This is a genomic window from Paraprevotella clara YIT 11840 (genome assembly GCF_000233955.1).
Lineage (GTDB): Bacteria > Bacteroidota > Bacteroidia > Bacteroidales > Bacteroidaceae > Paraprevotella > Paraprevotella clara.
The window spans coordinates 98,425-124,309 of sequence record NZ_JH376642.1 but is presented as its reverse complement, the minus strand read 5'-3'; the positions used below and the strand labels follow the sequence as shown (position 1 = coordinate 124,309).

Here is a 25,885-nt window from a genome sequence, read left to right as displayed (position 1 = left end):
TTTATTTGTTTTTACTCTTATTTATTTTCCGTCTTTTTATCTTCTTGCGCCCTACGGAGTACCATGGCGGAACGTGCCGGAAGATAGAGTTTGAGCCATCCCTTTCCATCGCGGGCCAAAAGCGGGTCGAAGTTGGTCAAGTGGCGGAGGCTGTCATCATTCAATCCGTGTCCGCCGAATGCCGGCGCGTCAGTGTTCAGAATCACGTCGTAAGCTCCTTGAGGCACCATGAAGCCGTAATCCGTATACGAACGGGCATAGTTGAAGTTAAAGACAAATATGAGGTTATTACGGCTATAGGCCAATACCTGGTCGCCATCGTTATGCCAGATTTCCGTCACGGGAGATTTTTGGATATTTTTCTCCTTGCCGATAATATCCAACATCGCCTTGTCGAAGTCACCTAAGTAATGATAGCACAACTCTTTATTATCTACAAGATTCCACTGTCTCCGGGCATACTTGTGACTCCACCCGTTGCCCTCACGCGGAAAATCAATCCATTCCGGATGACCGAACTCATTACCCATGAAATTCAGATAACCGCCGTTGATGGTGGAAGCCGTAAGCAGACGAATCATTTTATGCAAGGCTATGCCGCGTTCTACGGCGTAGTTCTCATCTCCTTTTTTGAAGTGCCAATACATGTCGGCATCTATCAAGCGGAAAATGATAGTCTTGTCGCCCACCAAAGCCTGGTCGTGGCTTTCACAATAAGATATGGTCTTCTCGTCAGCCCGTCGGTTCGTCACTTCCCAGAACATGCTGCTGGGTTTCCAGTCCTCGTCCTTCTTTTCTTTAATGGTCTTTATCCAATAGTCGGGAATGTTCATGGCCATGCGGTAGTCGAAACCGTATCCGCCGCTTTTGAACGGGGCTGCCAATCCCGGCATGCCGCTCACTTCCTCGGCTATGGTAATGGCTTTGGGGTTGACTTCGTGAATCAATGCGTTGGCCAACGTCAGGTAACAGATGGCATTGTCGTCCTCATGCCCGTTGAAATAATCCCCATAGTTGCAGAACGCCTCGCCCAACCCGTGGCTGTAATAGAGCATAGACGTGACACCGTCGAAACGGAAACCGTCGAAATGGTACTCGTCCAACCAGAATTTGCAGTTGGACAACAGGAAGTGTATGACTTCGTTCTTGCCGTAATCGAAGCACAAACTGTCCCACGCCGGGTGTTCGCGCCGTCCGCCCGAATAGAAATACTGGCAGGGGTCACCAGCAAAGTTGCCCAAGCCTTCCACTTCGTTCTTCACGGCGTGGGAGTGCACGATGTCCATAATCACGGCGATGCCCATTTTATGTGCCTCGTCGATGAGTCGTTTCAGTTCCTCCGGCGTACCGAAACGGCTGGAAGCTGCAAAGAAACTCGATACATGATAGCCGAAACTTCCGTAGTAAGGATGTTCCTGTATGGCCATGATTTGTATGCAGTTGTACCCATCGGCAGCGATGCGGGGCAACACGTTTTCACGGAACTCATTGTAAGACCCGACTTTCTCTGCATCCTGCGCCATACCGATGTGGCATTCATAAATCAGCAAGGGAGCCGTATTAGGGCGGAAAGTCTTCTTTTTCCACACGTAAGGCTGTTCGGGCGCCCAGACTTGCGCACTGAAGATTTTGGTCTGTTCGTCCTGTACCACGCGGCGGCACCATGCCGGAATACGTTCGCCGCATCCGCCTTTCCAATGTATTTTCAACTTGTAGAGGTCGCCGTGTTTGAGGGCGTTGCCGCGCAATTTGATTTCCCAGTTCCCGGTGTCCTTTATCCTTTTCAACTGGTATTTCGGCGATTCCTTCCAGTCATTGAAATCGCCTATCAAATAGATTTCGGTGGCATGGGGCGCCCATTCGCGGAACACCCATCCCGTAGCCGTGCGGTGCAGGCCGAAATATAAGTATCCCGAAGCGAAATCCGACAAAGAGCATTTTCCATTTTGTGTGAGTTCGGCGATTTTGTCTTCCGCATGCCGGTGGCGACCCACGATAGCGGCTTCATAATCTTTCAGCCAAGGGTCGTTTTTAATAATATCCAAAGTCTTTGGAGTTGACTTTACCGTTGATTTTGCCATAATAAGAATAGAATTAAGGTGTTATTTTTATTGTTGATTCCAATCATCCGATACCGGAATTTTAAAGACGGCTTTCTTCAAAGCTGTCTGTGTTACGCCCGGCGCATGTGCGTCTTGCGGGAAAAAGATGGCAAACATGCCTTTCTTTACGGTGACGAAATTTCCGGAGCACTCTTTATAGAATGAAATGTCTTTGGTTTCATCGTATGACGTAGGCTTCAATTCTTTTAAGGGGGAATATCCCATGGTTTCATCGCCCGTAAGAGGTATTTGTATGTCTATCATTTTCTTGTGTGATTCGAGAACGGCTTGAGTCGGAGCCTTGGGCGGGATGGTCTGCAAATTTACGAAACATCCGTCGGCATCCCATTCAAAGCGTCCTTCCGGCAAAGCTTGCAAGTCATGGCTGTCCAGAAAGCCGACAACCGTCTTCAACATCGGGAGAAAACGGATATAATCTTTCAGATGTGTTATGTCGTCGATAATCATAATGTCAGAGTTTTATCGTTCTATCGGTGCAAATATAGACGTTTGTCCGGATATCTCACTCATGTTTCAGTAAATTTTTATGCCTTTGGAGCACTTTCAAGAGCTCTTCATGCACTTTTCCGTTCGAAGCCAATACTTCTTTGGCATCAGGACCGTTTGAGTTTCCGCTAAAGTCGGTCATTCGTCCGCCGGCCTGTTTCAGGATGATGTATCCTGCCGCAATATCCCATGGACCTAAGAAGGCTTCGATAAAGATTTCAAAACGTCCCGCCGCCACATAGCATAATTCTGCCGCAGCGGAACCCAGCATGCGTATGCCGCTTACGTGTCCATACAAATCACGCATCAGCGGCAAGATAAAAGGACTATAGCGTTCCGCCTTGTAGGGAAGTTCCGGCATGATAAAAGATTGGTCGAGCACGCTCTGGTCGCTGACGCATATCTCCTTACCGTTCAAGTAAGCCCTACTGTTTTTGTGGGCCCAAAAAAGTTCCTCACGGCCGCATTCGTACACTACACCCAACAGTATTTCCTCGCGGTTGCGCAGGGCAATGCTTACGCAATACGGCGTGCAGTCGTGAATATAATTGCTCGTCCCGTCCAAGGGGTCTACCACCCAACAGTATTCCTGTTCTTCCAGCGAACCGGACCCTTCTTCGGCAATAAAACCGGCTTCGGGGAGCAATTCATGCAACCTCTCCACGATACGTTTTTCAGATGCTTTGTCCACGTACGACACATAGTCATGCGCCGCTTTCTGCTCCACACGGCTACGGTCGAAAGAAAGCCGTTCCTTTTTTAAAAACTCACCGGTCTGTCTGGCCAGTTTCTTGACTTCCTCAGTCAGAAAATCCAAGTCCATTTATGTTCCTCCTATTTTACTATCACTCCGTGGCTGTATTCTCCTTTTTGGACGATATTTCCGTTTTTGTCTTTCATCACGAAAGGACCATCCTTCTCATTGTCCTTGAAGTTCCCCTCGAAGCGCATTCCATTTTCGTCCTCCATGATGCCGGGGCCATTCTTCTCTCCGTTCTTGAACATTCCTTTGAATTTCGATCCGTCTGTCATACGCAAGATGCCTTCCCCGTCCATTTGTCCGTCTTTCCAGCTTCCTTCATAGGTATCGCCGTTGCTCCATACATATTTTCCCTGTCCGTCGCGTTTGTTGGCTTTCCACATGCCGGTGTACGACGCGCCGTTGTGCCATGTGAACGTACCTTTACCGTCTTGGAATCCGTTCTTGAACTGGCCGACGTACTTGTTGCCGTTGGCAAAAGTGAAAATACCTTCTCCCGTGCGTTCGCCTTGCACGTAACCGCCTTCATATTGGTCGCCGTTGTGGAATTTGTACACCCCTTTTCCGTGCTGCACGTCGTCCACCCATTCTCCGGTATATTTGTCCCCGTCGGCATAGTTGAACGTACCTTTACCGTTGCGTTGGTTGTCTTTCCACATGCCGTCGTACCATGAACCGTCGTTCCAGTCGAAGATGCCTTTACCGTTTTTTTGGTCGTTGCTCCATTCTCCCCGGTAGAATGCCCCGTTGGCGTATTTATATTCCCCGTAACCTTCCCGCTTGTCGGCTTCCCAGTTGCCGTTATACACGTCGCCGTTGTAATAGTACATGGTGCCTTGTCCTTGTTGGAAGTCGCGGAACCACAGGCCTTCGTATTTGTTGTTGTTCATGAAATAATATATGCCATGCCCGTGTTGCTGGTCTTGAAACCATTCGCCTTCGTATTTTTCTCCGTCAGGGAATTTATACACGCCGTATCCTTGGCGTTTGCCTTTCACGTATTCGCCTTCATAAGAGTCTCCGTTTTTGAAGTGGGTGATGCCCTTGCCGTAAGGTTTGCCTTTGAACAGCTCCCCTTGGTATTCCGCACCGTCTTTAAAAGTATAATTCCCTATTTTGATTTCTTGGGCGTAGCCTTGCAGGACAGGCCATAACAAAACTATGCCGAAGAGTTTGTGTTTCAATCCCATTGCCGTATTGTCTGTATTTAGAATGTGTTATCGTTTGGTCCTGTTCTTCAGGAAAGCTTCGGCCGCTTCGAGGTCGGCCGGTGTGTCGATGCCGATGGTTTCTATTTCGCTGATGCCCACCTTGATGGTATAGCCGTTTTCCAACCACCGTAATTGTTCCAACGATTCGGCCAGTTCCAACGGCGATTGCGGCAGGGAGGTGAGTTCTTTCAACACGTCGGCCTTGTAGGCATACAAGCCGATATGCTTGTAGTACACATGCCCCTTCAACCACTCCGCTTTGTCCTTGTTGCGTTGGTAAGGAATGATGGAACGGCTGAAATAAAGAGCCTGCATCCGGCGGTTGACCACCACTTTGGGAGAGTTGACATTTTCCAAGGCAGGCCAACCGTCGGCCGGCGTGAAAGGTTTCACCAAAGTGGCGATTTCCGTTTGCGGATCTTCAAAACAAGCCTTTACGGCCTCCAACTGCTGCGGTTGGATGAAAGGTTCGTCGCCCTGGATGTTGACGACCACGTCGTATGGTTTGCCCTGCAATACGTAAGCCTCATAGCAGCGGTCCGTGCCGCTCTTGTGGTCCGCGCGGGTCATGACGGCCTTGCCGCCGAATCCTTCTACCGTCTTGAGAATCCGTTCGTCATCGGTGGCCACGAGCACGTCGTCCATCACGCCGGACACTTGCTCGTACACCCGTTGGATGACAGGCTTGCCGCCCAACATGGCCAAAGGCTTGCCCGGAAATCTTGTGGAAGCATATCGTGCCGGAATAATCCCTATGTAATTCATTTTTTAGCTATTAATAAAGTATGCCATACAAAAATACAAAAAGATTTTGTAAGGGAGGGTAAAACTCCTTATTTTTGTGAATAAAAAGAACGGATGAAGAAGTGTTTCATAGGATTGGGCAGCAATGAACGCACGGCGGCACAGCTTTTGGCTGCGCAGTCCGATCTGCGCAGGTCGTTTCCCGGCATCGTGTTCAGCCGTCTGGTGCGGACCGCCCCTGTGGGCTTCGATTCGCCCCGCATGTTTTACAATCAGGTGGCTTGCTTTACTACTCCGCTCACGGCATCGCAAGTCCGCGAATGCCTGAAAAAGATAGAACGTGACCACGGACGCACACCGGACGATAAGGCGCGAGGCATCGTGAAAATAGACATTGACCTGCTGTGTTACGACGGAGAAGTCCTCAAACCGCAGGACTGGCAGCGGGGCGATGTCCGCGAGGGGGTGGCGGAACTGGCCTCTTCCTGAAGGACGGAATGCCGACACATATTTCAAATCATAAAAACAAAAAAACGTATGAGAACAAGACTTTTATTCATGCTGTTCCTTGCCGGATGGGCATGGGGCACGGCGCAGGCCGCCACGGACGAAGGGCGTTACATTGAAGTGACCGGTACTTCCGAGGTGGAAATCGTACCGGACGAGATACATTACATCATCGAAATCAAGGAATACTTTGCCGAAGAATTCGACGGCAAATCCAAGGAGGAAGATTACCGTACGAAGGTACCCTTGGCCCAGATAGAGGAAGGGCTGCGGGAGGCACTCCGGGAAGCCGGTGTCCCGAATGATGCCGTGCGCATACAGGAAATCGGCGACTATTGGCGCGAGAGCGGACGGGAGTTCCTCGTCTCTAAGCGGTTTGACCTCACGCTGACCGACTTCAAGCAAATCGACCGTATTGTCCGGCATGTGGACACTAAAGGCATCCATACGATGCGTATCGGTGAGTTGAAAAACAAAGACATGCAGCTTTACCATCAAAAAGGAAAAATAGCCACCTTGATGGCCGCCCGGGAGAAAGCCGCTTATCTGGTGGAGGCATTGGGCCAGAAACTTGGAGGTGTGGAGCGCATCATCGAGAACGGAAACAACGGCTTTTCTCCTGTGCTCACGGCACAAAGCAACGTAAGTTCTTCCGACGCGGCTTCTTTCGATGGTTTTCGTACGATTAAGAACCATTATTCCATGTCGGTTCGTTTTGAAATTTTAGACCAATGAAAGCGGACTACGAAATCAGGCAAGAGACGGAGAAAGACTATCCGCAAGTTTTTAAGTTGGTGGAAGAAGCCTTCCGGGACATGAAAGAGAGCGACCATCGCGAACAGTTTCTGGTGGAGCGACTTCGGCATTCCCCCGCATTTGTTCCGGAACTTTCTTTGGTGGCCGACGGGGACGGCGGCGTGGTCGGCTACGGCCTGATGACCCGTGTGTCGATTCGTTCGGGAAAAGTGGATGCGGAATCCTTGGCGCTGGCTCCCGTAGCCGTACGGCCGGACAGGCAATCCATGGGCATAGGCAGCGCCCTGATTCGGGAGCTGCATGCACGGGCCGCCCGATTAGGCTACAAGTCGGCCGTCGTGTTGGGGCACGAAGGGTTTTATCCTCGTTTCGGATATAGGAAAGCTTCGGACTATGGGATAGCATTTCTTTTTGAAGTCCCCTCGGAATGTTGCATGGCTGTCGAGTTAGTGGTCGGAGGCTTGCGGGACATACGGGGCGTGGTATGCTATCCGGAAACGTTTATGGAGTGACGGGGACTGTCCGGGTAGGAATTGACATAAGAACAAAAGGACAAAAGGCTGCGCATGTAAGAAAATGATGTCCTTTTGTTCTTTTGTCTTATCCTATCATTCATTTTGTCATACTGTCAGAATGTCAAATCCGCTCCCGTGAGAATCGCGTGTATGGGGGCAGGGCAAGCCTCCGAAGATTTTAAGCGATTCTCGCGAGTTTTGCCTGATTCAAAAAGAAAGAAAAAATGTGGTCGTGCCTGTCATTTGGGTGGGTCCGGCAGTGTGTCCTGCCGCATGGTGCGCCGTTCCGCGTAAGTCGGATGGGACTTTTCAGGTACAGGATGTTGCGGTGTCCTTGTCGGCCGGACAAGGGCAAATAATTTTGCCATGCGCAGAAAAAGCCGGTAAAAAAGGCTGTGAAGCGACCCTCGGCTTTGATTTTCGGACGTGCGTTTTCACGTCTGCGCCAAATGAAAAATCGCTTTCAGCCGAATGATTTTCCGTTCTCAGTCGAACGATTTCATGCTTTCTACAAAAAATCCGAAAAAACTCCGCTTGTCACCTCTTCAACCCGTGCTTCTTCACAGGACAACCCCAAAAAGGAAGCCTTTTTTCGTGCTTCCCTTTCGGGGTTGTTCTCATGATTTCTATTCTCAAAAATGACCTTCTGTATCTTTTTTAAGGGTTTTGGCGACATTTTGTTTGCAAGACATGGCTTATTCGAAAACTTCGTCGATGCCGCCGTATTCCTCTACCGGAGCCTCTTCCGTCAGGATCGTGTCTTGACAAGGGTCGAATCCTTCGGGAATTTTAAACTTCTCGTCGGGGGAATATCCCAGGTCTTTGTCCTTATATACCTTTTGGAAGAAATAGGCGCAGACGGGTAAAGCCGAAGAGGCTCCCTGTCCGTAGGTCATGCTGTTGAAATGGATGTCGCGGTCTTCGCCGCCCACCCAGCAACCGGCGGAAAGCGACGGCGTGAAACATACGAACCAACCGTCGGAGTTCCGGTTGGTGGTTCCCGTTTTTCCTCCCATGTCGGCATTCACGTTGTAACGGAAGCGCATGCGGCCGCCCGTACCTCCGTTCATGACGCCTTGCAGCATGATAATCATCTTATAAGCGCTTTCCTCGCTGATGACTTCCGTCATGCGGGGCTGGAACTCCCCTACTACATTCCCTTCGTTGTCTTCTATCCGCGACACGAAAAGGGGAGCCGTACGAATGCCGCGGTTGGCAAAGGCCGTGTATGAACTGACCATCTCGGCCACGGAGATTTCACAGGGACCGAGGCACAGCGACATGGAAGGATGGATGTCACGGTTGAGCACGCCGAACTCGTGAATCAGCCTCACCAAAGCCGACGGGCTGAGACGACTCATCAGGTAGGCCGAAATCCAGTTGTTGGACTGGGCCAGTCCCCATTTCAGCGTAACCATTTCTCCGTATCGGGAGCGGCTGCCGTTGCGGGGTGTCCAAGGCTTGCCGGCCACGATATACGTCTGTTGTACGTTCGGCGCAAGGTCGCAGGGCGACATGCCGTTCTCCATGGCCAGCGTATAGAGGAAGGGCTTGATAGTAGACCCGACCTGACGGCGGCCCACTCCGGCCATGTCGTATTGGAAATAGCGGTAATCTGGTCCGCCCACGTAGGCTTTCACATATCCCGTGCGGGTATCCATACACATGAATCCTGCACGCAGGAAACTTTTGTAATAGCGGATAGAGTCCATCGGCGTCATAATGGTATCCACTTCTCCGTGGTAAGAAAATACGGTCATTTTTTGTGGCGTATTGAATGCCTTTTGGATGTCCTCCTCCGTCGCGCCGCCTTTTTTCATCTTGATGTAACGTTCGCTCTGTTCCATCGAACGGCGCATGATTTTTTCCACTTCTTTCGTAGAAAGTTGGTTGGAGAACGGGCGTGTCGTCTGGTGACGCTTTTCTTTGTCGAAGATGGGTTGCAGGTAACCGGCTACATGCTCTTCCACGCTTTCTTCCGCATATTGTTGCATGCGTGAGTCGATGGTGGTGTAGATTTTCAGTCCGTCCGTATATAGGTTATAAGGTGTACCATCCTTTTTCCGGTTCTTGTTGCACCATCCGTATAAGGGATCGGTTTCCCATGCCAACGAATCTTCATAATATTTTTGGTCTTGCCATGAAGCATAATCGCTTCGGTTGGGTTCTTTGGCCATCAGCATCGTGCGCAGCCGCTCGCGCAGGTAAGTGGCCAGTCCTTCCTTGTGGTCCACGCGGTGGAAACGCAGCCCGATGGGCTCCAGCTTGTGCAACTCGGCGTCTGCTTTGCTCAAATATCCGGCTTTGACCATCTGGTCCAGTACCACGTTGCGCCGCTCACGGCAACGCTCCGGTTTCCGCACCGGATTGAAATAAGACGGGTTTTTACACATTCCTATAAGCGTCGCCGCTTCGCAAACCGAGAGGTTCTGCGGTTCTTTGTTGAAGTATGTGCGGGATGCCGTCTTGATGCCCACGGCATTATGCAGGAAATCGAAGTAATTGAGGTACATAGTGATGATTTCCTCTTTGGTATAGTATCGTTCCAGCTTGACTGCAATCACCCACTCTATGGGTTTCTGCAAGGCGCGCTCCATCGTACTCTGTGCCACGTCGCTATAAAGTTGCTTGGCCAGTTGCTGGGTAATGGTACTTCCTCCCCCGGCATTGCTCTGTCCGAGTAAGCCGCGTTTCACTACGGCCCGCGCCAGAGCGCGGTAGTCGATGCCCGAATGGTCATAAAACCGCTCGTCCTCCGTAGCCACCAATGCCTTGACCAACCAGGGGGAAAGGTCGTCGAAGCCCACGAAAATACGGTTGGCCCGGCTGTACGACCAGGTTCCCAAAAGTTTACCGTCGGCCGAAACGGCCTGTGACGCGTATTTATTGACGGGATTTTCTAATTGATATAAGTTCGGCATGTATCCAATCCATCCGTGCCAGATGGCGTAGAAAGCCAGGGAAACAGCACTGATGCAAAGAAACAAAATCACCCACAAAGTGATTACAAACTTCTTCCTCATAAATCTTTTTCTTTCATTTATCAAAGTGGTAAAATGCAAAATTACAAATAAACTTTATAATAGGCTGTCTATTTGTGGAAAAGTTAACGAAATGATGTGCAGTCCTCTTTCGTTCCACTTTTTTTATGTAACTTTGAAAGCTGAAGAAATTCTATATTTAAGCAAAAAGAAATCCGAAATGGAAAACAGGAGTTTGGTGACTATTGCAGACCATTCCAAAGAGAAGATCATGTATCTGCTTCGAATGGCCGGAGAGTTTGAGAAACATACCAACCGGAAGTTGCTGGAGGGTAAAGTCGTGGCTACTTTGTTTTTTGAACCGTCTACGAGGACACGGTTGAGTTTTGAAACGGCAGCGAATCGTCTGGGAGCGCGCGTCATCGGGTTTACCGACCCGAAAGTGACCAGTTCCACCAAGGGCGAAACCCTGAAGGACACCATCATGATGGTAAGCAATTATGCCGATTTGATTGTCATGCGGCATTATCTCGAAGGGGCGGCCCGTTATGCTTCCGAGGTGTCGCCGGTGCCCATTATCAATGCGGGCGACGGGGCCAACCAGCATCCTTCGCAGACCATGTTGGATCTTTACTCTATTTATAAGACGCAAGGCACGCTCGACAACCTGCAGATTTATATGGTAGGTGATTTGAAATACGGACGTACCGTACACTCTTTGCTGATGGCCATGCGTCATTTCAACCCGACGTTTCATTTCATTGCTCCCGAAGAGTTGAAGATGCCGGATGTGTACAAGCAGTATTGCGACATTCATCATATAAAATATGTAGAACACACGGACTTTACCGCCGACACCATTGCCGGGGCGGACATACTCTATATGACCCGTGTACAAAAGGAACGGTTTACCGATTTGATGGAATATGAGCGGGTGAAGGACCTCTACCTGCTCAAACTTTCCATGCTGAAGAAAGCCAAGGACAATATGCGTATCCTGCATCCGCTCCCTCGCGTGAACGAAATCGAGTATGCCATCGACGACGACCCGCATGCTTATTACTTCGAGCAGGCTCACAACGGCCTGTTTGCGCGGCAGGCTTTGATATGCGATGCCTTGGGGCTGACCTTGGACGATGTGATGAACGACCGGACGATTATTGACTAAAATACCGTAAGTATACAATGAAAAGACAAGAACTTTTGGTGGCCGCACTCGAAAGCGGTACGGTGATAGACCATATTCCATCCAGCAAGCTCTTTGAAGTGGTCAACCTTCTCCACCTCGAACAGATGAAGACTTCCATTACCGTGGGCTACAATCTGAAGAGCAAGAAAATGGGACATAAGAGCATCATAAAAATTGCGGGCAAGTTCTTCTCGGACGAAGAACTGAACCAGTTGGCCGTGGTGAGTCCGAATGTGACCTTGTGTATTATCCGCGATTATGAGGTCGTGGAGAAGAAGGAGGTCTTCTTGCCCGAGGAGTTGAAAGGCATCGTGAAATGTGCCAATCCCAAATGTATTACGAACAACGAACCGATGAAGACGTATTTTCACGCCGTACCGGGTAAGGAAGGTGTGCTTCGTTGTCATTATTGTAATAAAGAGGTGGATTTGGATCACGTCAAATTGGTATAATCCTTTGGGCCATGAAGCAAGACTGGAAACCCGGAACGATGATTTATCCCCTGCCCGCCTTGTTGGTCAGTTGCGGCAGTACGCCGGAAGATTATAATTTGTTCACCGTGGCGTGGGCAGGAACCATTTGTACCAATCCGGCCATGTGCTACATCTCCGTACGACCGGAGCGACACTCTTACGCGCTCATCAAGCAGAACATGGAGTTTGTCCTCAATCTGACAACCGAAGACATGGCGTACGCCACGGATTGGTGCGGCGTGCGTTCGGGGCGCGATTACCGTAAATTCGAGGAAATGAAGCTCACTCCGGGAAAGGCCCGAATGGTGGCCGCCCCCATCGTGGAGGAATCGCCGCTGAGCATCGAGTGCCGGGTGAAAGAGATTGTATCTTTAGGGTCGCATGACATGTTCATTGCGGAAGTGTTGAATGTGAAAGCCGATGAGCGTTATTTGGACGAGCAGAGCGGAAAGTGGAGTCTGGACGCCAGTCACCCTCTGGTTTACCTTCATGGGGCTTACTATGGTCTGGGTAGGAAAATCGGTAAATTCGGCTGGAGCGTGGAGAAAAAGAAAGAATGAAATCCAATTATTTAAAGTCAATAAAGATGAAAACAGACACAACAGTATTTGAATTGATTGAGAAAGAGCACCAACGGCAGCTCAAAGGAATCGAACTCATCGCGTCGGAGAATTTCGTGAGCGATGGAGTGATGAAAGCCATGGGGTCTTGGCTGACGAACAAGTATGCCGAGGGGTATCCGGGAAAGAGATACTACGGAGGCTGTCAGGTGGTGGACGAAGTGGAGAGCTTGGCCATCGAACGGGTATGCAAACTGTTTGGTGCCGAGTACGCCAACGTGCAGCCTCACTCGGGAGCGCAGGCCAATGCTGCGGTATTTTTGGCTTGTCTGAAGCCGGGTGACACCTTCATGGGCTTGAATCTGGACCACGGAGGCCATTTGTCCCATGGCTCGGCTGTGAATACTTCCGGTATCCTCTACCATGCCATCGGTTACAACCTCAACAAGGAAACCGGCCGTGTGGATTACGACGAGATGGAGAAACTGGCTCTTGAACATCGCCCGAAAATGATTATCGGTGGCGGTTCGGCTTACAGTCGCGAGTGGAATTATGCCCGCATGCGTGAGATTGCCGACAAGGTAGGTGCCATATTTATGGTAGACATGGCACATCCGGCCGGTTTGATTGCAGCCGGACTGTTGGAGAATCCGGTAAAGTATGCCCATATCGTGACTTCCACCACCCATAAGACGTTGAGAGGTCCGCGCGGGGGTATCATCCTGATGGGCAAAGACTTCGACAATCCTTGGGGATTGAAGACTCCGAAAGGCGAGGTGAAGAAAATGAGCCAACTGCTCAACAGTGCCGTTTTCCCCGGTATCCAGGGCGGTCCGTTGGAGCATGTGATTGCCGCCAAGGCCGTGGCTTTCAACGAGGCGTTGCAACCCGAATTCAAGGAATGGGCCAAACAGGTACAGAAGAATGCCAAGGTTTTGGCCAATGAACTGATGAAACGCGGTTTCGATATCGTAAGCGGTGGAACGGATAACCACTCCATGTTGGTGGACTTGCGCAGCAAATATCCCGACCTGACGGGCAAGGTGGCCGAGAAAGCCTTGGTGGCAGCCGACATTACGGTGAACAAGAACATGGTGCCGTTCGACAGTCGCAGTGCGTTTCAAACTTCCGGCATCCGCTTAGGTACGCCGGCCATTACGACACGTGGAGCAAAAGAAGATTTGATGGTACTGGTAGCCGAGTTGATAGAAAAGGTCTTGAATGCGCCGGAAGACGAAAATGTCATTGCCGACGTGCGCAAGCAGGTGAACGAAGTGATGGCAGGCTATCCTTTGTTTGCTTATTAAACAAAATACAACAACATCATAAAAACGGGACTGTCCGCCCATTGCGGTACAGTCCCGTTTTGTAATGAGGAAGAATGCCCCCTATACTGTTCCGAAAACAATATAGAATATCTTTTCGGCACGTATGGGGCGTATAACGAAGCGGTTTTTCAAGGATGATGGGCAAAACGACGAAAGTTGTTTGTTTATAGGCAGTTACGGACGGAGGTCTGAAAGGGGCAAGTAATTCGAAGCGGTTTTTCTGCTTTACATTGGCTTACATCGGCTTTACATTTCATGGGTATCATTGCCTATTCCGGCTCCATAACTTTACATCGAGGTGCCGATACTGCTTAAATTGGGCTTCTGGGGCGGGTTTCGTGGCCTGTGTCCGTTCCATTAGGGATGCAGTGGACATATACCAGATACGGAGGGTTCGACGGCTTTAAGGCCGTTTTTTGTGGCTTTTCTTCATTTTGTATCATTGATTTTCTTCCAAATAATAATTATTTGGTATATTTGCACATGAAAATCATACGATATGGCAAAGGTTATCCATGTGCATTTACTGCATAACATAGACGGATCGAGGCGAAAGGACTGGTATTTCAGCTCCATTTCGGCCGTTTATACGGTTCTGACGGCCGAACAGGTGGGAGCAACAAAGAATTACTTGCTTCATGCCGGGTTGTCCGGGAATGGCACGGTATGCACGAAAAAGGCTATTATAAAGCAGTCTACGCTTATTTCGGGCGGTAGAAAGGCTGGTGATTAGAACGAAAAAATAACGCCGTTAGATAGGCTTTCGGACGTTATTTCCTTGAATGCTGAATGAGGGGGCGCAATGCCCCCTTTTTTTGTGTCCGTTTCGATTAGGGGTTACCTTTGGGGTTACTGTTAGGGGTTACCCTTTTGTGAAGTTAGGGGTTACCTTAGGGGTTACTTTTCCGCTTTTTTGAGTGTGCGCCCGAAGTAGGAAACTTAGACCGAAATGCAAACAAGTGCCGTTTTTCCACGTTTTCAGAGAGGAAAAACGACACTTATTTTACGCTCACTCCTTATTATATATGGCTGGATATGCCTGATAAATAGTGATTTCCGTCAGTTTTCATGCCCCGATGACCTTAAAAAGGGTGTGCGTGCGCCTGTATTGTGCCGAGTGTGCGGTTATTCGAGGCGGACAAGACCGCGCACGAGAGCGACACCGTGGAACTGGCTTTTCGATAGCTCGAATGGAGGATAGCTGTCGTTATCTGATACAATAAGCACGTGACTGCTGTCAGACCCCGGCATGATACGTTTGATGAGCGGCCCTTGTTTGGTGTCGAGTACGTATGTCTTATTCCACTGAAAGAACAAATCATCAAGAGGAACACGCTGGCAAGCTACAAGGTCACCTGAATAATAGGTGGGCTGCATGGAATCACCTTTGACCTGAATAAGAAAGTCGGCTCCCTTGAACGCAGGAATGACATATCGCTCGCACTCGTACTCCATCACGGACGTGTCGCCTGTGAATGCACCTGCCATTGCGCTAAGAGGAATAAGTGGAATGCCTTCATTGCTATTATCTGGAACACGATGTGCTTTTTCTCGCTTCGGGTATGGAGAAGTTTTTTGACTTTCTAATAATTCGGAAATTCTATCAGGGGAATAAGCTAAGGCCATGCTTGGCTTTGACCTTCCCTTTAATTCACCAGGAATAAGCATCGTTCCTTGCCCCATTAAAATCCAAAACGGCGAAAAACTATACTTATCGCATAAGGCAGCAATGGTATCAGTTCCGGCTTTCATTCTATTATTCAGAATTTCTGAAAATGTAGAAGGCTTTAGACCCAAGCTTTCTGCTATGCCAGCTTTGGTAAGTCCTTTGTCTTTGAATAACGTAGAAACCGCTTTTATAAAGCGCTCATTAATTGCGTTTTTGTCCATAATTGCATTTTTTAATTCAGAAAATCTGTATATTTCTTTGTTGCAATTCAGAAAATCTGTATATTTGCAGCGTGTTTAAGAAGTAAACAGCGGTCAAAGATACAAAATTGCCGCGAGATTAACGAATTTTAGAAATTAAAGAATATGAACGAAGTAATGAAAAACGAGGCAAAGGAATGCTTGGACATGATTGCCAGCCAGGTCAAGGCACGGATAAACCGTTGCGTGGAAGAAGCCGACAAGTACACCAAGGACATGAACGAGGACTATGAACACTTCTTCTGCTGGTATTCGGAGGATATGTACAAAGTGCAGCTCCGGCTGAAGATATACCGTGAGCTTCAAAAGGTGGTGAATGATGATAGTCTGTGCGAAACGCTCGGCTGGATGAACCACATGGTGGAAGGATTTACTGACGACTTGCTGTGCGGGTCGGTGCAGAACCACAGCACGAACGCCTCCTTCAATACGGCCCACCTGTTGGACAGGGAGGTAAAGCAGCAGGTGGTGCGAGAGTTCAAGATGATGCTTGCACGTATAAACAATGGAGGTACTGAAAAATGAAAACGATGATGTGCAGGGACGATGTCTGGGCGGTTATGCTGACGGCCACGGACGGCAGGGTGTGCCGCTGGGAGTTCAAGAAATGTACGCTGACACACGTGAAGGACATTGTGAGGGGCTATGTGGAAAGCTGTCCATACGATTGCGACTGGACAATCAGGGGAGGTGGAATGGTCATACGTGGAATGTCAAGGCAGGATGATTATGGACATGCCTGCGTAAGGCAAACAAAAGACAGATGCGGTAAGAAGATTGCCGGATAACTGGCAGCCCGGAAAGACGGGCAAGGAGCGGCTCGGACAGCGCGGCCGGAAAGTTGGTAAATCGAAAGCGAAAGCATGAACGCGTCGAAAGCCGCCGGGGTTCGACTCCCCGCGCTCCACCATGTGTGACAATCAAAAATGAGAATTATGGCAAAGACATTTGACAAAACAAGGCAAGAGGAGCAGTTCAAGCAGAAACTGCGCACCCTGATTGGCTGCGTGACCCACACGCAGAACATCGCTGACCAGGCAATGACGCTGGGCAGAAGCCTCATGACAGTAGCGGAACAAGACGACTCGGATGCCTTACGGGTGATAGAGAACTTGTCGTGCGTGTGTGAGGAACTGTTGGAAGTAATATACGGAGAACTTAAAAAGGAGAAGAAATGAGAAAGCAGATTTTGACAGACAACGAAACAAAGACCTTCCTGATGAAGGCTTTCAAGTGTTCGCGCCAGGCCGTATGGCAGGCTTTGAACTTCAAGCGTGACAGCGACCAGGCACGCCGGATTCGCCAGCTTGCCCTGAAACGCGGCGGCAAGCTGACTGACGGTTATATGCCGAAATGCGAAACTACGCATGAAGAAGTCGAGAAGACCATGACCCAGACTTTCGGGCCAAGAGTGAAACTTGTGGTGGATAAAGAAACCGGAGATGTTTCGGTGTACGTGGACGGACAACTTAAGGACAGCTACAAGAGCATCACCGTACCCGACCTCATGCAGCTGCAGTACGAAGTTGAGCAGATGGCAGCAGCCTTGTAAAGACGAGAACACGATGGAGTACTACGGAAAGATATTGTGCATATCGCACCATGACCTGACTTGTGAGCCGAATCCCGTCATGTCGGATTCCAACTACAAGAAGCTGTCGGCAAATGGCAAAATCAACGTGGTACGCTCAGGAAGAGGTTTGGGAGGTTACGCATTGGTGGAAATAGCCACGTTGCCCTTACGCTTTCAGGAAAAAATCAAGGAAAAATACGGAGATATGAAAGAGGACATTCTTAAGAACTGGTTCGGCAGCCACTTCCGCATCGACGCGAAGGCACGGGAGTTCTACACCGCCTTCCGTTTCGAGAATGGCGACGCGCTGCCACCGGAGCACATACAGGAGTACACGGTGAACGCATCGGTGATAGAAGCCGTGCTGGCCGTGATGGAGGACACCGTCCTGATGCGAAAGGCGATGAAGGGCGGCCCGGTGAACTGGGGCGAAATGGCCGGTGCCATCAGTTACTACCAGGCAGAGTTCGGGCACACGCTTCCGGTGAGTGCCAACCGCTTCAAGCGCAAGGTAAGCGACTTCAGGACGAAAGGTTACGAAAGCCTGATCAGCGGAAAGTTCATGAACCAGAACCGCCGGAAGGTGACCTACGGCATCGAGCGGTTGCTGCTCGCCATAGACGCGCAGCCGGAGCAGCCGTTCAACACTACGGTATGGGAGCAATACAACATGTTTGTGGAGGGCGACAAAGAACTATTTGACCCGGAAACAGGTGAACTGCTTAACCCGGCAGACTTCACGGATAAGGACGGCAACCCGATAGTGCTGAGCCCTGCCACGGTGGCGGCTTACCTGAACAACCCGAAAAACAAGGCCCTGCGCGCCAAGCTGCACATGAGCCAGTGGGACTTCAACAACGCCTACCGTCCGTACCACCTGCGCCACGTGGGAGAATGGTCGCTCAGCAAGATTTCACTCGACGACCGCGACCTGCCGCGACCGATGAAGGACGGCAATAGGGTGAAAGCCTACTATGCCTACGACGTGGTGAGCGGTGCCGTGGTGGGCTACGCCTACAACCGGCTGAAGACCGCCGAGCTGTTCCTTGACTGCATGAGGAACATGTTCCAGACCCTTGACCGGAACGGCATGTACATCCCTGCCGAGCTGGAGGTGGAGCACCACCTGGTCAGCGACTTCGCCGACGGTCTGATGCAGGCCGGCACGGTGTTTCCCCTGATACGCTGGTGCAACCCCGGCAACTCACGCGAGAAACGCGCCGAGCACTTCAACCGGGCGAAAAAGTACGGCGTGGAAAAGCGCACCCAGGTGGGCATCGGGCGATGGTACGCCAAACTGGAGGCCAACCGCCCGAAAGAGGAGAAGGTGTACGACGAGAAGAACAACACCTACAAGGTAAAGAGTTACACCTACGACGAGCTTGTGGCCGACGACATACGCGCCATCGGCGAGTACAACAGCCAGCTGCACCCGAACCAGAAGAAGTACCCCGGCATGACACGCTGGGACGTGCTCTGCGCCCGTCAGAACCCGAACCTCGCACCCTGGGACAAAGCCGTGCTTTACCGCTACATCGGCTTCCGTACCGACACCACCATCCGCAACAACAGCTACTTCTCGGTGCAGTACAAGAACTTCATCCTGCCCGACCCTGAAATCATCGCAAAGCTGGAGCCGAGGAACTACAAGGTGGAAGCCTATTACCTGCCCGACAAGGACGGCAACATCGACAAGGTGTACATCTACCAGCACGGACGTTATATCGCCACCTGCAAGCCCGTGACGCGCTACAACGAGGCCACGGCCGAACAAACCGAAGCCGACAAGGCCGCCTACACCGAACAAGCAAAATACGTGGCCAAGTTCGACAAGATGATGAAGGACGGCAAGATAAAGAAGGTCGGCATCCTCAACAAGGAAGAAACGAAAGAGATAACGGACATAAAGGCCGAGGCGGTGGAGGTGAAGCCACACACCGGGGAGGACGACTACTCCGCATACCTGGACGTGACACATTACGAAACCGACGCGGTAGCTAAACTTTAACGACATTGGAAAGACATTAAAACAGCATTCAAAATGGAAATAACGAGCGAAGTGAAACAACGGATTGCGGGGGCGATAGCCGCCGACCGTGAGAATTATCCCAGTGACAACCGCCACGCAACAGCATTGGGCATAGCGGCGAGCGTGTACAACGCCATCAAGAAAGGGAACTACGAAAGGCAGGTGAGCGACGCCAACTGGGTGGGCATTGCCCGGAGGCTGGGTGTGCAGTTGCGCACGGAAATGCCGTGGACGGCGGCCAAGACCCCGACCTACGTGTTCATCAGCAAGCAGCTGGAAGCGTGCCAGGACAGCGGCCTGAGCGCCATCCTGTGCGATATGCCGAATATCGGCAAGACCTTCACGGCAAAGGCTTACGTGAAACAGCACAAGAACGCCGTGTACGTGGACTGCTCGCAGGTGAAGACCAAGCTGAAGCTGATACGGTACATCGCCAAGGAGTTCGGCGTAGGCAGTTACGGACGCTACTCCGACGTGTACGAAGACCTTGTTGCCTACCTGCGCACGATAGACACGCCGCTTGTCGTGCTGGACGAGGCCGGCGACCTGCAATATGAAGCCTTCCTCGAACTGAAGGCCCTGTGGAACGCCACGGAACGCTGCTGCGCCTGGTACATGATGGGCGCGGACGGCCTGAAGGAGAAAATCAACCGCGCCATCGAGGGCAAAAAGGTAGGCTACACGGAAATGTTGAGCCGCTACGGCGACACGTACAGCAAGGTGACACCCGACGACGCAAGGGAGCGCGAGAAGTTCCTGAAGGCGCAGGCCGCCATCGTGGCCAAGGTGAACGCGCCTGAAGGCTCGGACATCGCCCGGATAGTGAACGCCACCGGCGGAGGGCTCCGCAGGGTATATACGGAAATAGAGAAACTGAGGAGGATACAGGCATGAGGCTGAAACGGGCATACAGCCCCAAAGAGGTGCTGAACATGAAGATACCGCGCTACGAGTTCACCGGCCCGTGGCTCGCCTCTATCGGGCGGCCGGCCAGGAATGGGGTGTGGATAGTCTGGGGTGCGAGCGGCAACGGCAAGAGCTCGTTCGTGATGCAGCTGGCCAAGTACCTCTGCTCGTTCGGCAAGGTGATATACGACAGTCTGGAGGAAAGCACCGGGCTTTCCTTCCAGATGTCGCTGAAGCGGCACAAGATGGACGAAGTACGCAAACGGCTTGTCATCCTCGACCGCGAGTCGATGGAGCAGCTGGAGGAACGCCTGAAACGCAGGGGCAGCCCCGGCGTGGTGATCATAGACAGCTTCCAGTACAGCGGCCTGAGCTATCCTGAATACAAAGCCTTCAAGGAGCGCCATCCAAAAAAGCTGTTCATCTTCATCAGCCATGCCGAGGGCATGCACCCGGCAGGCAGGACGGCTCGGAAGGTGGAATACGACGCGGACGTGAAAATCATGGTGAGCTGCTTCAAGGCATGGTGCAAGAGCCGTTTCATGGAACACCCCGGCGAGCCATACGTGATATGGGAGGAGGGAGCCTCCAAGGCATTAACAGAAGATAAAATACAGGATGATGGAATGGGAGAATAAGCTGTACCAGTTGCTTCTTCCCAAGGACGAAGCGGCCGAAGTGGCAAGGGATTGGGCGGAACGTAATATTGAAAGCGACCTCCGGCTGCGGAAGGCAAAGACCTGGGGACATATAGTGATAGAAACACGGGACGTGATGTTTGCCAGGAACATACAGGTATGGCATCCGTCGTGCAAGGTAAACATAAAAGATTTGTGACTATGGAACAAAAAGACGAAGAAAAGACATGCTGCATCTGCGGCATGAAGTTTACCGGATACGGTTACAATCCATATCCGATAAAAGAAAGCGGGGAGTGCTGCCGCCAGTGCAATTACGAGGTGGTGGTACCCGAACGTTACAGAAGGCATCTGGAATACCAAAAATCAAAGGAGAATGAATAAGAAGGTTTACATCAGCGGCGCCATAGCGCACTATGACCTGGGCGAGCGCAAGGCTGCGTTTGCCGATGCGGAGAAAGTATTGAAACGTATGGGCTTCGAACCGGTCAACCCGTTCAAGAACGGTCTGCCGGAAGAAGCACACTGGAGGGAACACATGAGGGCAGACATCGCCCTGCTGCTCGAATGTGATTATATCTATATGCTGAAGGACTGGGAACTGAGCAAGGGAGCTAAGCTGGAGCTTGACGTGGCCAGTTCATGCGGTATAAAGGTATTGTTTGAAGTCACGCTAAATGTTTGAGGTATGGAAGCGGAGCGTAATTATGCGAGGTTCTATGCCTTGCTGGACAAACTACCCGGAGCGGATAAGGAAACGCTGGTCTACCAGTTCACGAATGGGCGCACGTCGCACCTGCACCTCATGGATGAATGCGAGTACCGCTCCATGTGCGACGAGATGCAGCGTGTGGCCGGATATGATGAACGGCGCGAGAAGTACCGCCGGGAAATGAGGAAAAAGCGGAGCGCAGTACTTCACCAGATGCAGCTGCTCGGCATAGATACGGCAGACTGGAACAAGGTCGACGGGTTCTGCCGGGACAAGCGGATTGCCGGAAAGGTGTTCCGGGAACTGGACGGGAACGAGTTGTACCTGCTGCTGAAGAAACTGCGTGCCATCAGACGTAAAAGAGAAACCGATAAAAACTGATTAATATGAAACAGGAACTAAGACAGACATTGAAGCTCGTGCAGCAACAGGTAACGGAAGCTACCGAGGGATATGAATGGGACGAACAGGCCGAGTTTTTCGGCGAGTTGGCCGACTGGGCATACGGGAGGCATGAAATTTTGTCTGCACCACCGGAAATGGAAGTGCAGGACTACGAAGAAGAATACAATGTTTAACTCTAAAAGCAAAGACAATGGAACATAACATTCAGAGCGTGGACGTAAAGTCCATGAGTAAGGAACAGAGGGCAGCCCTGCTGGCACAGCTGCAGCAGGAAGAGAAGGACGACCGCATTGCCCGCCGCGAAACATACGAAGCCCTGCGCGGCGAGTTCATGCACGAGGTGAAAGCCAAGATGACCGAACTCGTGACCGACGTGAAAGGCTTCCGCGATTGGCTGGAGAAAGAAACCGAAGGGTTCACGGCCGTCATGAAGGAGTACGGGCAGGTGAAGAGTGATGACCAGCGCAGCTACACCATCACCGACGGTGATTTCCGGTTGGAGGTGAAAAGCAACAAGGTGAAAGGTTTCGACGAGCGTGCCGACATGGCTGCCGAACGCTTGATTGACTACCTGAAACGCTACATGCAAAACAGCGAGAAAGGGGCCGACGATCCGATGTACCAGATGGCGATGACGCTGCTGGAGCGCAACAAGATGGGTGATCTGGACTACAAGAGCATCTCCAAGCTCTATGAGCTGGAGGATAAGTTCGACGAGGAGTATGCCGACATCATGCGGCTGTTCAAGGAGGCCAACGTGGTGCAGCGGAACGCCACCAACTACTACTTCTCCCAGCGCAACCCTGAAAACGGCGTGTGGACGCGGATAGAGCCGAGTTTCTGCCGTCTGTAGGGAAAAACCGTTGACCTCTTAAACGGGAAGCGTCGCAAATTGCATATTTGCGGCGCTTTTGTGTATAAAATAGTCCGAAATCAACTATCTTTGTATTAAGAAATTATGTCATGGGAAAAGGCCGGGATAAAGAACTGATAAAACTACGTGACGCAGCGTTGTGCCGACGTTACTACTATTGGACAGAGGTACAGCGGTTGCGTTTCGACGATGCGCTGCGCGTATTGTCGGAGCGCGAGTTCTTCATATCAGAGGAGCGCATCATGGCCATCATCCGTCGCATGTCCCGTGAAGGGAAGGACAGGAACATCAAGCCCCTGCCCAAGGTGAAGGTGCCACGGCTGACGGCTGCCCAGCTTGAACTGTTCCCAGTCCTATGATTCCATCGCCGACTCGTCATGCAGCGTGAACGAGAAGGTGGTTTCAAAGACCTTGATATAACCAGGCAACGCATAGTCGCGGCTTTTCTCCCTGACAAGCGGCGATGCGTTCTCTGAACATTCCAGACATTGCAGCGCTTTATACAGCTTGTTCGCCATTTGCTGGCGTTCACGGGCCTTGTCGTAGGTGCCGGAGGCATAACTGGTGTCATGGTAACAGTCAATGGCAAGGCGGATGGTGATGAGCGATTCGCTGTTCTGTGCCCCGTAGCCGAGGTCTTGCCAGTTTGAATCCGTGTTCCCTATTAACACGCAGGGGAACGTGACCGGATAGTGGTCTTCTTCCGCTCCCATTTCCAGTTGGCCGTAGTCCTCGTCGATGAGTGACAGTTCCGGCATTTCACGGGCGATCTGCTCCATGATGGCAATAAAAATCTCTTCCATAATTTTATGAGTTTAAGATGTTCCTGATTTCCTTTTCGATTCTCTCATTTATTTTTGTGGTCAGCTCCTTGCTTTCGCCCAGGAACTGCCTTTGCGGGATATGTATGGCCAGCTTCTTTTTTTTGGTGAGCGCAAGCCCTTTCCAGAATGAAGCCTGCGGGTTGGCCGCTTGCTGTTTTTTACCCGCTTTTCGGCCTTTCTTTTGCCCTGTGGCGGCTTTTCTTGCACGTCCTGAAGCCTTGTAGAACTTCGCCCAGGCAAAGCGCCTCATGCGGTCTGTCACGTTCACGGATACCATACCGCCCCAGTTGTGTATAGGGGCATATACAAGTTCGTTGGCGACGGTGACCCGGTAGTCGGATGGCATGTACTTGATGGAGCTGAAAAGGTGGTTGCGTCCGGAAAGCAGCGTGCCGTACTTGCTGGCGGCATCAGTGCCACCCGATGACAGCCTCCTTGCTTTCGGCCACGGGTGCAGTCCTCCGTTGACGAACCCTCCCTGCCGGAAGTTGTCCTGGAAATGGTCTTTGGCCATACGCCCGGCTATGACCGGCATCCTGCGCCGCATGGCCGTATCCAGTTCCTTGCGTTTACGCTCTATCAGTTTCGCGAAATCTTTTATGTCCATAATCAACAGTAATTCAAGAATAATTTGTAACTTTGCAACCGAGGCATACATTTATGCCTGTTATGCGTTATGAATATACCGGAACAAGTAAAGAACGAGGCCCGTCAGCTTATTGAGCAATACGGTGATTCCTTCGAGTACCTTGGTAACTATGAAGGAGCGGATTATTATGTGTTCAAGTTCCCGGAAGATTCATGTACGGGTTTCCCATTCGTATTCCAATATGAAAACGGCTCAGTCTTCACCATTACCGGATTTGAAGCATTGGATACTATCAACTTATTTATCAAAGATACTGACGAAGGAGATGTCGAATAGCTTGTTGTCTATTCTCATTATCCCCCTACATCTGTGTGAGCTTGAAGCCCCGTTGTCACATAAGTATTTGACATCTTTCCACTCGTCCTTTGATCCCTTCGAATTGTCTTTCTGGGGTTCTATATATTTGAGTTCTCCGTTTTTGAACCGTTGCAGAATGGTTGCATGTCCACCTCCGCTTTTCCACCCGATACTCAACTCATAAACTCCTTCATCCTTGCAGACTTCATTGAAAAACTCCATATATCTTTTTGAAGTCATTTTTTTGTACCCTTTATCTGCAAGCCAGTCATTTATACTGGTATGCTTGGCTGGTGTCCCGTCAATGTTTTTCCAGACCTCGAAAGCACGTCCGTTACTCAAGTATTCGAGTTTTGAGCCGGGCGTTTTCCCTTTTGCCGTAACACCGAATCCTCTTAACCGCAGTGCATAGGCCGGGGCGCAGGTCTGGCAGTTTACGCTATATTGCTCATTGTAATTGGGATTGAGGCTGAATCTCTCCTTCGTCCTTCTGTCAATGTAAGCACCTTTGGGGTCAGAAATGAATTTTTCAGTGAACTTCGGATTGGCATTTTGCTTGTCGGCTTTATCCACATCCATCGGCTTCCCTTTTGTGATTTTGAGAGCCTTTTCAATCTCGAGATTATTCTTGGCGATAGCCATTTTCTCCTCACCGGTAAGATTGTCTGGCATTTCCGCTATCATTTCATCAATGCGCGCCGTCAGCCTGTCAACTGCCTTTTTGGAACCCTTATGCGCTTCTTTCTGATACGGATGCTTGTCGGAAAAAAGTTTGGCATCCTTTCCCGGATTGTTTTCCAGTCCGGGCTGCGGATTGTCCTTGTCTGTGGAGCTTGGAACGGGAGTGGCCGGGTCGTCCGTGGACGACAGGCCGCATTTGCAGTTCCACCGGTCGCCTGGGCGGTGCTCATTCCAGAAGGAATCATCGATAGGGCGGACTGTTCCCCAGAACCTCTTGTGGTCTGCTCCCGGATGCACGGACGTGGAGGGCATCCAGCGCAGGTTGGGCAGGATGTCTTTCTCGCGCTCGAACTGTCGCCAGTCGGCCGCCTGGTGGGCGCGTATGACCGCCGTGTCGTATTCCGTGCGTAGCCACGTGCCCACCTGATGGGATGCGATGGGCATAACCTCTTTCCGCCATTGTTCGAACGGTTTTAGATTGCCGTCCGAATCCAGCAACAGACGTGCCATGTCGTTCTGCATCCGGTGTACCTTGAACGCTGAGAACACGGCATTGTTCCGGAGTATGGCATTCCTGAAATCATCGTCTGGGTCTGCGGCTTTCGATTTGCTGAATCCTTTCCGGGCCGCTTCGTTCATCTTCGCCCATATCTCGCCGAACAGGTTGACCTCAATATCCGTGGCCGGGTGGAAGTCTTTGCTGTAAATGTTGAGGAGGGCACGCTTGAGCACCTC

At 50.9% G+C, this 25,885-nt stretch carries 33 protein-coding genes and 1 tRNA gene; 24 read left to right on the top strand and 10 right to left on the bottom strand.

The features are described 5' to 3' along the window. Positions 1-17: 17 nt before the first annotated feature. Genes HMPREF9441_RS15800 through kdsB form a run of 5 tightly spaced genes read right to left on the bottom strand, consistent with a single transcriptional unit; the run spans position 18 to position 5,345 of the window. Positions 18-2,081, bottom strand: coding sequence for an alpha amylase C-terminal domain-containing protein (locus tag HMPREF9441_RS15800; protein ID WP_008622871.1), 2,064 nt, complete (start codon positions 2,079-2,081; stop codon positions 18-20). A gap of 27 nt (positions 2,082-2,108) precedes the next feature. After that, a complete protein-coding gene (locus tag HMPREF9441_RS15795) occupies positions 2,109-2,570 on the bottom strand; it encodes a YhcH/YjgK/YiaL family protein (protein WP_008622870.1) in 462 nt (153 codons plus the stop codon). Between the two features lie 55 nt (positions 2,571-2,625). Then, complete coding sequence (locus tag HMPREF9441_RS15790) at positions 2,626-3,432, bottom strand: inositol monophosphatase family protein (protein WP_008622869.1); 807 nt, start codon at positions 3,430-3,432, stop codon at positions 2,626-2,628. An 11-nt stretch (positions 3,433-3,443) separates the two neighbouring features. Further along, positions 3,444-4,559, bottom strand: a complete 1,116-nt coding sequence (locus HMPREF9441_RS15785) for an MORN repeat-containing protein (RefSeq protein WP_008622867.1) — start codon at positions 4,557-4,559, stop codon at positions 3,444-3,446. A 27-nt stretch (positions 4,560-4,586) separates the two neighbouring features. Next, entirely contained in the window at positions 4,587-5,345 is a 759-nt protein-coding gene (kdsB, locus tag HMPREF9441_RS15780; protein ID WP_008622866.1) for a 3-deoxy-manno-octulosonate cytidylyltransferase, read from the bottom strand. A 93-nt stretch (positions 5,346-5,438) separates the two neighbouring features. On the opposite strand from kdsB, the gene HMPREF9441_RS15775 reads away from it, so the two are divergent. Genes HMPREF9441_RS15775 through HMPREF9441_RS15765 form a run of 3 tightly spaced genes read left to right on the top strand, consistent with a single transcriptional unit; the run spans position 5,439 to position 7,099 of the window. Further along, positions 5,439-5,813 (top strand): 2-amino-4-hydroxy-6-hydroxymethyldihydropteridine diphosphokinase, encoded by a 375-nt coding sequence (locus HMPREF9441_RS15775; RefSeq protein WP_008622863.1) that lies wholly within the window; start codon positions 5,439-5,441, stop codon positions 5,811-5,813. A gap of 48 nt (positions 5,814-5,861) precedes the next feature. Beyond that, entirely contained in the window at positions 5,862-6,566 is a 705-nt protein-coding gene (locus HMPREF9441_RS15770; RefSeq protein ID WP_407946635.1) for an SIMPL domain-containing protein, read from the top strand. Continuing rightward, entirely contained in the window at positions 6,563-7,099 is a 537-nt protein-coding gene (locus tag HMPREF9441_RS15765) for a GNAT family N-acetyltransferase (RefSeq protein ID WP_008622861.1), read from the top strand. Before HMPREF9441_RS15770 ends, HMPREF9441_RS15765 begins: the two co-directional genes overlap by 4 nt. A 698-nt stretch (positions 7,100-7,797) precedes the next feature. On the opposite strand, the gene HMPREF9441_RS15755 is transcribed toward HMPREF9441_RS15765, so the two are convergent. After that, the gene (locus HMPREF9441_RS15755; protein WP_008622856.1) at positions 7,798-10,125 is read right to left on the bottom strand and encodes a transglycosylase domain-containing protein; all 2,328 of its coding nucleotides are present in this window, start codon (positions 10,123-10,125) and stop codon (positions 7,798-7,800) included. A 178-nt stretch (positions 10,126-10,303) separates the two neighbouring features. Here HMPREF9441_RS15755 and pyrB point away from each other — a divergent pair, with 178 nt between their 5' ends. The 5 genes from pyrB to HMPREF9441_RS15730 all read left to right on the top strand — a co-directional run bounded on the left by pyrB (position 10,304) and on the right by HMPREF9441_RS15730 (position 14,366). Then, the gene (gene pyrB / locus HMPREF9441_RS15750; protein ID WP_039865552.1) at positions 10,304-11,251 is read left to right on the top strand and encodes an aspartate carbamoyltransferase; all 948 of its coding nucleotides are present in this window, start codon (positions 10,304-10,306) and stop codon (positions 11,249-11,251) included. 17 nt (positions 11,252-11,268) lie between these two features. Beyond that, the gene (gene pyrI, locus HMPREF9441_RS15745; RefSeq protein ID WP_008622854.1) at positions 11,269-11,724 is read left to right on the top strand and encodes an aspartate carbamoyltransferase regulatory subunit; all 456 of its coding nucleotides are present in this window, start codon (positions 11,269-11,271) and stop codon (positions 11,722-11,724) included. Between the two features lie 11 nt (positions 11,725-11,735). Then, on the top strand, positions 11,736-12,305 hold the full coding sequence (locus HMPREF9441_RS15740; RefSeq protein ID WP_008622853.1) for a flavin reductase family protein: 570 nt from the start codon (positions 11,736-11,738) through the stop codon (positions 12,303-12,305). Continuing rightward, positions 12,302-13,612: a serine hydroxymethyltransferase gene (gene glyA / locus HMPREF9441_RS15735; protein ID WP_008622852.1), complete on the top strand. Its 1,311-nt coding sequence runs from the start codon at positions 12,302-12,304 to the stop codon at positions 13,610-13,612. Before HMPREF9441_RS15740 ends, glyA begins: the two co-directional genes overlap by 4 nt. 520 nt (positions 13,613-14,132) lie before the next feature. Beyond that, positions 14,133-14,366: a hypothetical protein gene (locus HMPREF9441_RS15730; protein WP_008622850.1), complete on the top strand. Its 234-nt coding sequence runs from the start codon at positions 14,133-14,135 to the stop codon at positions 14,364-14,366. Positions 14,367-14,758: 392 nt separating this feature from the next. Here HMPREF9441_RS15730 and HMPREF9441_RS15725 read toward each other — a convergent pair whose 3' ends face one another. Then, positions 14,759-15,523: a LexA family transcriptional regulator gene (locus HMPREF9441_RS15725; protein WP_008622849.1), complete on the bottom strand. Its 765-nt coding sequence runs from the start codon at positions 15,521-15,523 to the stop codon at positions 14,759-14,761. 144 nt (positions 15,524-15,667) lie between these two features. Here HMPREF9441_RS15725 and HMPREF9441_RS15720 point away from each other — a divergent pair, with 144 nt between their 5' ends. From HMPREF9441_RS15720 to HMPREF9441_RS15655, 15 genes are all read left to right on the top strand, one after another. After that, positions 15,668-16,087, top strand: coding sequence for a hypothetical protein (locus HMPREF9441_RS15720; protein WP_008622848.1), 420 nt, complete (start codon positions 15,668-15,670; stop codon positions 16,085-16,087). Next, a complete protein-coding gene (locus tag HMPREF9441_RS15715) occupies positions 16,084-16,350 on the top strand; it encodes a hypothetical protein (RefSeq protein WP_008622847.1) in 267 nt (88 codons plus the stop codon). The genes HMPREF9441_RS15720 and HMPREF9441_RS15715 overlap by 4 nt, the downstream gene beginning before the upstream one ends. Positions 16,351-16,374: 24 nt before the next feature. Further along, positions 16,375-16,472 (top strand) — tRNA-Ser (locus HMPREF9441_RS18480). A gap of 25 nt (positions 16,473-16,497) precedes the next feature. Next, on the top strand, positions 16,498-16,740 hold the full coding sequence (locus HMPREF9441_RS15710; protein ID WP_039865512.1) for a hypothetical protein: 243 nt from the start codon (positions 16,498-16,500) through the stop codon (positions 16,738-16,740). Continuing rightward, on the top strand, positions 16,737-17,114 hold the full coding sequence (locus HMPREF9441_RS15705; protein ID WP_008622845.1) for a hypothetical protein: 378 nt from the start codon (positions 16,737-16,739) through the stop codon (positions 17,112-17,114). The genes HMPREF9441_RS15710 and HMPREF9441_RS15705 overlap by 4 nt, the downstream gene beginning before the upstream one ends. Positions 17,115-17,127: 13 nt before the next feature. Next, complete coding sequence (locus tag HMPREF9441_RS15700) at positions 17,128-19,143, top strand: hypothetical protein (RefSeq protein ID WP_008622844.1); 2,016 nt, start codon at positions 17,128-17,130, stop codon at positions 19,141-19,143. A 33-nt stretch (positions 19,144-19,176) separates the two neighbouring features. Beyond that, positions 19,177-20,058, top strand: a complete 882-nt coding sequence (locus HMPREF9441_RS15695; RefSeq protein WP_008622843.1) for an AAA family ATPase — start codon at positions 19,177-19,179, stop codon at positions 20,056-20,058. After that, positions 20,055-20,708, top strand: a complete 654-nt coding sequence (locus HMPREF9441_RS15690) for an AAA family ATPase (RefSeq protein ID WP_008622841.1) — start codon at positions 20,055-20,057, stop codon at positions 20,706-20,708. Before HMPREF9441_RS15695 ends, HMPREF9441_RS15690 begins: the two co-directional genes overlap by 4 nt. After that, complete coding sequence (locus HMPREF9441_RS15685; RefSeq protein ID WP_008622840.1) at positions 20,689-20,907, top strand: hypothetical protein; 219 nt, start codon at positions 20,689-20,691, stop codon at positions 20,905-20,907. The genes HMPREF9441_RS15690 and HMPREF9441_RS15685 overlap by 20 nt, the downstream gene beginning before the upstream one ends. Positions 20,908-20,909: 2 nt before the next feature. After that, positions 20,910-21,092, top strand: a complete 183-nt coding sequence (locus tag HMPREF9441_RS15680; RefSeq protein ID WP_008622839.1) for a hypothetical protein — start codon at positions 20,910-20,912, stop codon at positions 21,090-21,092. Continuing rightward, the gene (locus HMPREF9441_RS15675; RefSeq protein ID WP_008622838.1) at positions 21,085-21,393 is read left to right on the top strand and encodes a DUF4406 domain-containing protein; all 309 of its coding nucleotides are present in this window, start codon (positions 21,085-21,087) and stop codon (positions 21,391-21,393) included. The genes HMPREF9441_RS15680 and HMPREF9441_RS15675 overlap by 8 nt, the downstream gene beginning before the upstream one ends. Before the next feature lie 3 nt (positions 21,394-21,396). Next, complete coding sequence (locus HMPREF9441_RS15670) at positions 21,397-21,801, top strand: hypothetical protein (protein ID WP_008622837.1); 405 nt, start codon at positions 21,397-21,399, stop codon at positions 21,799-21,801. Positions 21,802-21,806: 5 nt separating this feature from the next. Continuing rightward, complete coding sequence (locus HMPREF9441_RS15665) at positions 21,807-21,998, top strand: hypothetical protein (RefSeq protein WP_008622836.1); 192 nt, start codon at positions 21,807-21,809, stop codon at positions 21,996-21,998. Positions 21,999-22,015: 17 nt separating this feature from the next. Beyond that, positions 22,016-22,678, top strand: a complete 663-nt coding sequence (locus HMPREF9441_RS15660) for a DUF3164 family protein (protein ID WP_008622835.1) — start codon at positions 22,016-22,018, stop codon at positions 22,676-22,678. Between the two features lie 110 nt (positions 22,679-22,788). Next, complete coding sequence (locus HMPREF9441_RS15655; RefSeq protein ID WP_008622834.1) at positions 22,789-23,058, top strand: hypothetical protein; 270 nt, start codon at positions 22,789-22,791, stop codon at positions 23,056-23,058. Here HMPREF9441_RS15655 and HMPREF9441_RS15650 read toward each other — a convergent pair. Both HMPREF9441_RS15650 and HMPREF9441_RS15645 read right to left on the bottom strand, forming a co-directional pair. Next, the gene (locus HMPREF9441_RS15650; RefSeq protein ID WP_008622833.1) at positions 23,053-23,502 is read right to left on the bottom strand and encodes a hypothetical protein; all 450 of its coding nucleotides are present in this window, start codon (positions 23,500-23,502) and stop codon (positions 23,053-23,055) included. The genes HMPREF9441_RS15655 and HMPREF9441_RS15650 overlap by 6 nt on opposite strands. A 4-nt stretch (positions 23,503-23,506) precedes the next feature. Continuing rightward, positions 23,507-24,130, bottom strand: a complete 624-nt coding sequence (locus tag HMPREF9441_RS15645) for a phage virion morphogenesis protein (RefSeq protein ID WP_039865549.1) — start codon at positions 24,128-24,130, stop codon at positions 23,507-23,509. 69 nt (positions 24,131-24,199) lie between these two features. Between HMPREF9441_RS15645 and HMPREF9441_RS15640 the strand changes: the two genes are divergently transcribed. Further along, positions 24,200-24,448: a hypothetical protein gene (locus tag HMPREF9441_RS15640; RefSeq protein WP_039865506.1), complete on the top strand. Its 249-nt coding sequence runs from the start codon at positions 24,200-24,202 to the stop codon at positions 24,446-24,448. Here HMPREF9441_RS15640 and HMPREF9441_RS15635 read toward each other — a convergent pair. After that, positions 24,410-25,882, bottom strand: coding sequence for a toxin glutamine deamidase domain-containing protein (locus HMPREF9441_RS15635; protein WP_008622831.1), 1,473 nt, complete (start codon positions 25,880-25,882; stop codon positions 24,410-24,412). The genes HMPREF9441_RS15640 and HMPREF9441_RS15635 overlap by 39 nt on opposite strands. Positions 25,883-25,885 lie beyond the last annotated feature (3 nt).

Coding starts and splice junctions, on each gene's coding strand:
- HMPREF9441_RS15800 (WP_008622871.1), bottom strand. CDS start 2,081: ATGGCAAAATCAACGGTAAAGTCAACTCCAAAGACTTTGGATATTATT.
- HMPREF9441_RS15795 (WP_008622870.1), bottom strand. CDS start 2,570: ATGATTATCGACGACATAACACATCTGAAAGATTATATCCGTTTTCTC.
- HMPREF9441_RS15790 (WP_008622869.1), bottom strand. CDS start 3,432: ATGGACTTGGATTTTCTGACTGAGGAAGTCAAGAAACTGGCCAGACAG.
- HMPREF9441_RS15785 (WP_008622867.1), bottom strand. CDS start 4,559: ATGGGATTGAAACACAAACTCTTCGGCATAGTTTTGTTATGGCCTGTC.
- kdsB (WP_008622866.1), bottom strand. CDS start 5,345: ATGAATTACATAGGGATTATTCCGGCACGATATGCTTCCACAAGATTT.
- HMPREF9441_RS15775 (WP_008622863.1), top strand. CDS start 5,439: ATGAAGAAGTGTTTCATAGGATTGGGCAGCAATGAACGCACGGCGGCA.
- HMPREF9441_RS15770 (WP_407946635.1), top strand. CDS start 5,862: ATGAGAACAAGACTTTTATTCATGCTGTTCCTTGCCGGATGGGCATGG.
- HMPREF9441_RS15765 (WP_008622861.1), top strand. CDS start 6,563: ATGAAAGCGGACTACGAAATCAGGCAAGAGACGGAGAAAGACTATCCG.
- HMPREF9441_RS15755 (WP_008622856.1), bottom strand. CDS start 10,125: ATGAGGAAGAAGTTTGTAATCACTTTGTGGGTGATTTTGTTTCTTTGC.
- pyrB (WP_039865552.1), top strand. CDS start 10,304: ATGGAAAACAGGAGTTTGGTGACTATTGCAGACCATTCCAAAGAGAAG.
- pyrI (WP_008622854.1), top strand. CDS start 11,269: ATGAAAAGACAAGAACTTTTGGTGGCCGCACTCGAAAGCGGTACGGTG.
- HMPREF9441_RS15740 (WP_008622853.1), top strand. CDS start 11,736: ATGAAGCAAGACTGGAAACCCGGAACGATGATTTATCCCCTGCCCGCC.
- glyA (WP_008622852.1), top strand. CDS start 12,302: ATGAAATCCAATTATTTAAAGTCAATAAAGATGAAAACAGACACAACA.
- HMPREF9441_RS15730 (WP_008622850.1), top strand. CDS start 14,133: ATGGCAAAGGTTATCCATGTGCATTTACTGCATAACATAGACGGATCG.
- HMPREF9441_RS15725 (WP_008622849.1), bottom strand. CDS start 15,523: ATGGACAAAAACGCAATTAATGAGCGCTTTATAAAAGCGGTTTCTACG.
- HMPREF9441_RS15720 (WP_008622848.1), top strand. CDS start 15,668: ATGAACGAAGTAATGAAAAACGAGGCAAAGGAATGCTTGGACATGATT.
- HMPREF9441_RS15715 (WP_008622847.1), top strand. CDS start 16,084: ATGAAAACGATGATGTGCAGGGACGATGTCTGGGCGGTTATGCTGACG.
- HMPREF9441_RS15710 (WP_039865512.1), top strand. CDS start 16,498: ATGGCAAAGACATTTGACAAAACAAGGCAAGAGGAGCAGTTCAAGCAG.
- HMPREF9441_RS15705 (WP_008622845.1), top strand. CDS start 16,737: ATGAGAAAGCAGATTTTGACAGACAACGAAACAAAGACCTTCCTGATG.
- HMPREF9441_RS15700 (WP_008622844.1), top strand. CDS start 17,128: ATGGAGTACTACGGAAAGATATTGTGCATATCGCACCATGACCTGACT.
- HMPREF9441_RS15695 (WP_008622843.1), top strand. CDS start 19,177: ATGGAAATAACGAGCGAAGTGAAACAACGGATTGCGGGGGCGATAGCC.
- HMPREF9441_RS15690 (WP_008622841.1), top strand. CDS start 20,055: ATGAGGCTGAAACGGGCATACAGCCCCAAAGAGGTGCTGAACATGAAG.
- HMPREF9441_RS15685 (WP_008622840.1), top strand. CDS start 20,689: ATGATGGAATGGGAGAATAAGCTGTACCAGTTGCTTCTTCCCAAGGAC.
- HMPREF9441_RS15680 (WP_008622839.1), top strand. CDS start 20,910: ATGGAACAAAAAGACGAAGAAAAGACATGCTGCATCTGCGGCATGAAG.
- HMPREF9441_RS15675 (WP_008622838.1), top strand. CDS start 21,085: ATGAATAAGAAGGTTTACATCAGCGGCGCCATAGCGCACTATGACCTG.
- HMPREF9441_RS15670 (WP_008622837.1), top strand. CDS start 21,397: ATGGAAGCGGAGCGTAATTATGCGAGGTTCTATGCCTTGCTGGACAAA.
- HMPREF9441_RS15665 (WP_008622836.1), top strand. CDS start 21,807: ATGAAACAGGAACTAAGACAGACATTGAAGCTCGTGCAGCAACAGGTA.
- HMPREF9441_RS15660 (WP_008622835.1), top strand. CDS start 22,016: ATGGAACATAACATTCAGAGCGTGGACGTAAAGTCCATGAGTAAGGAA.
- HMPREF9441_RS15655 (WP_008622834.1), top strand. CDS start 22,789: ATGGGAAAAGGCCGGGATAAAGAACTGATAAAACTACGTGACGCAGCG.
- HMPREF9441_RS15650 (WP_008622833.1), bottom strand. CDS start 23,502: ATGGAAGAGATTTTTATTGCCATCATGGAGCAGATCGCCCGTGAAATG.
- HMPREF9441_RS15645 (WP_039865549.1), bottom strand. CDS start 24,130: ATGGACATAAAAGATTTCGCGAAACTGATAGAGCGTAAACGCAAGGAA.
- HMPREF9441_RS15640 (WP_039865506.1), top strand. CDS start 24,200: ATGAATATACCGGAACAAGTAAAGAACGAGGCCCGTCAGCTTATTGAG.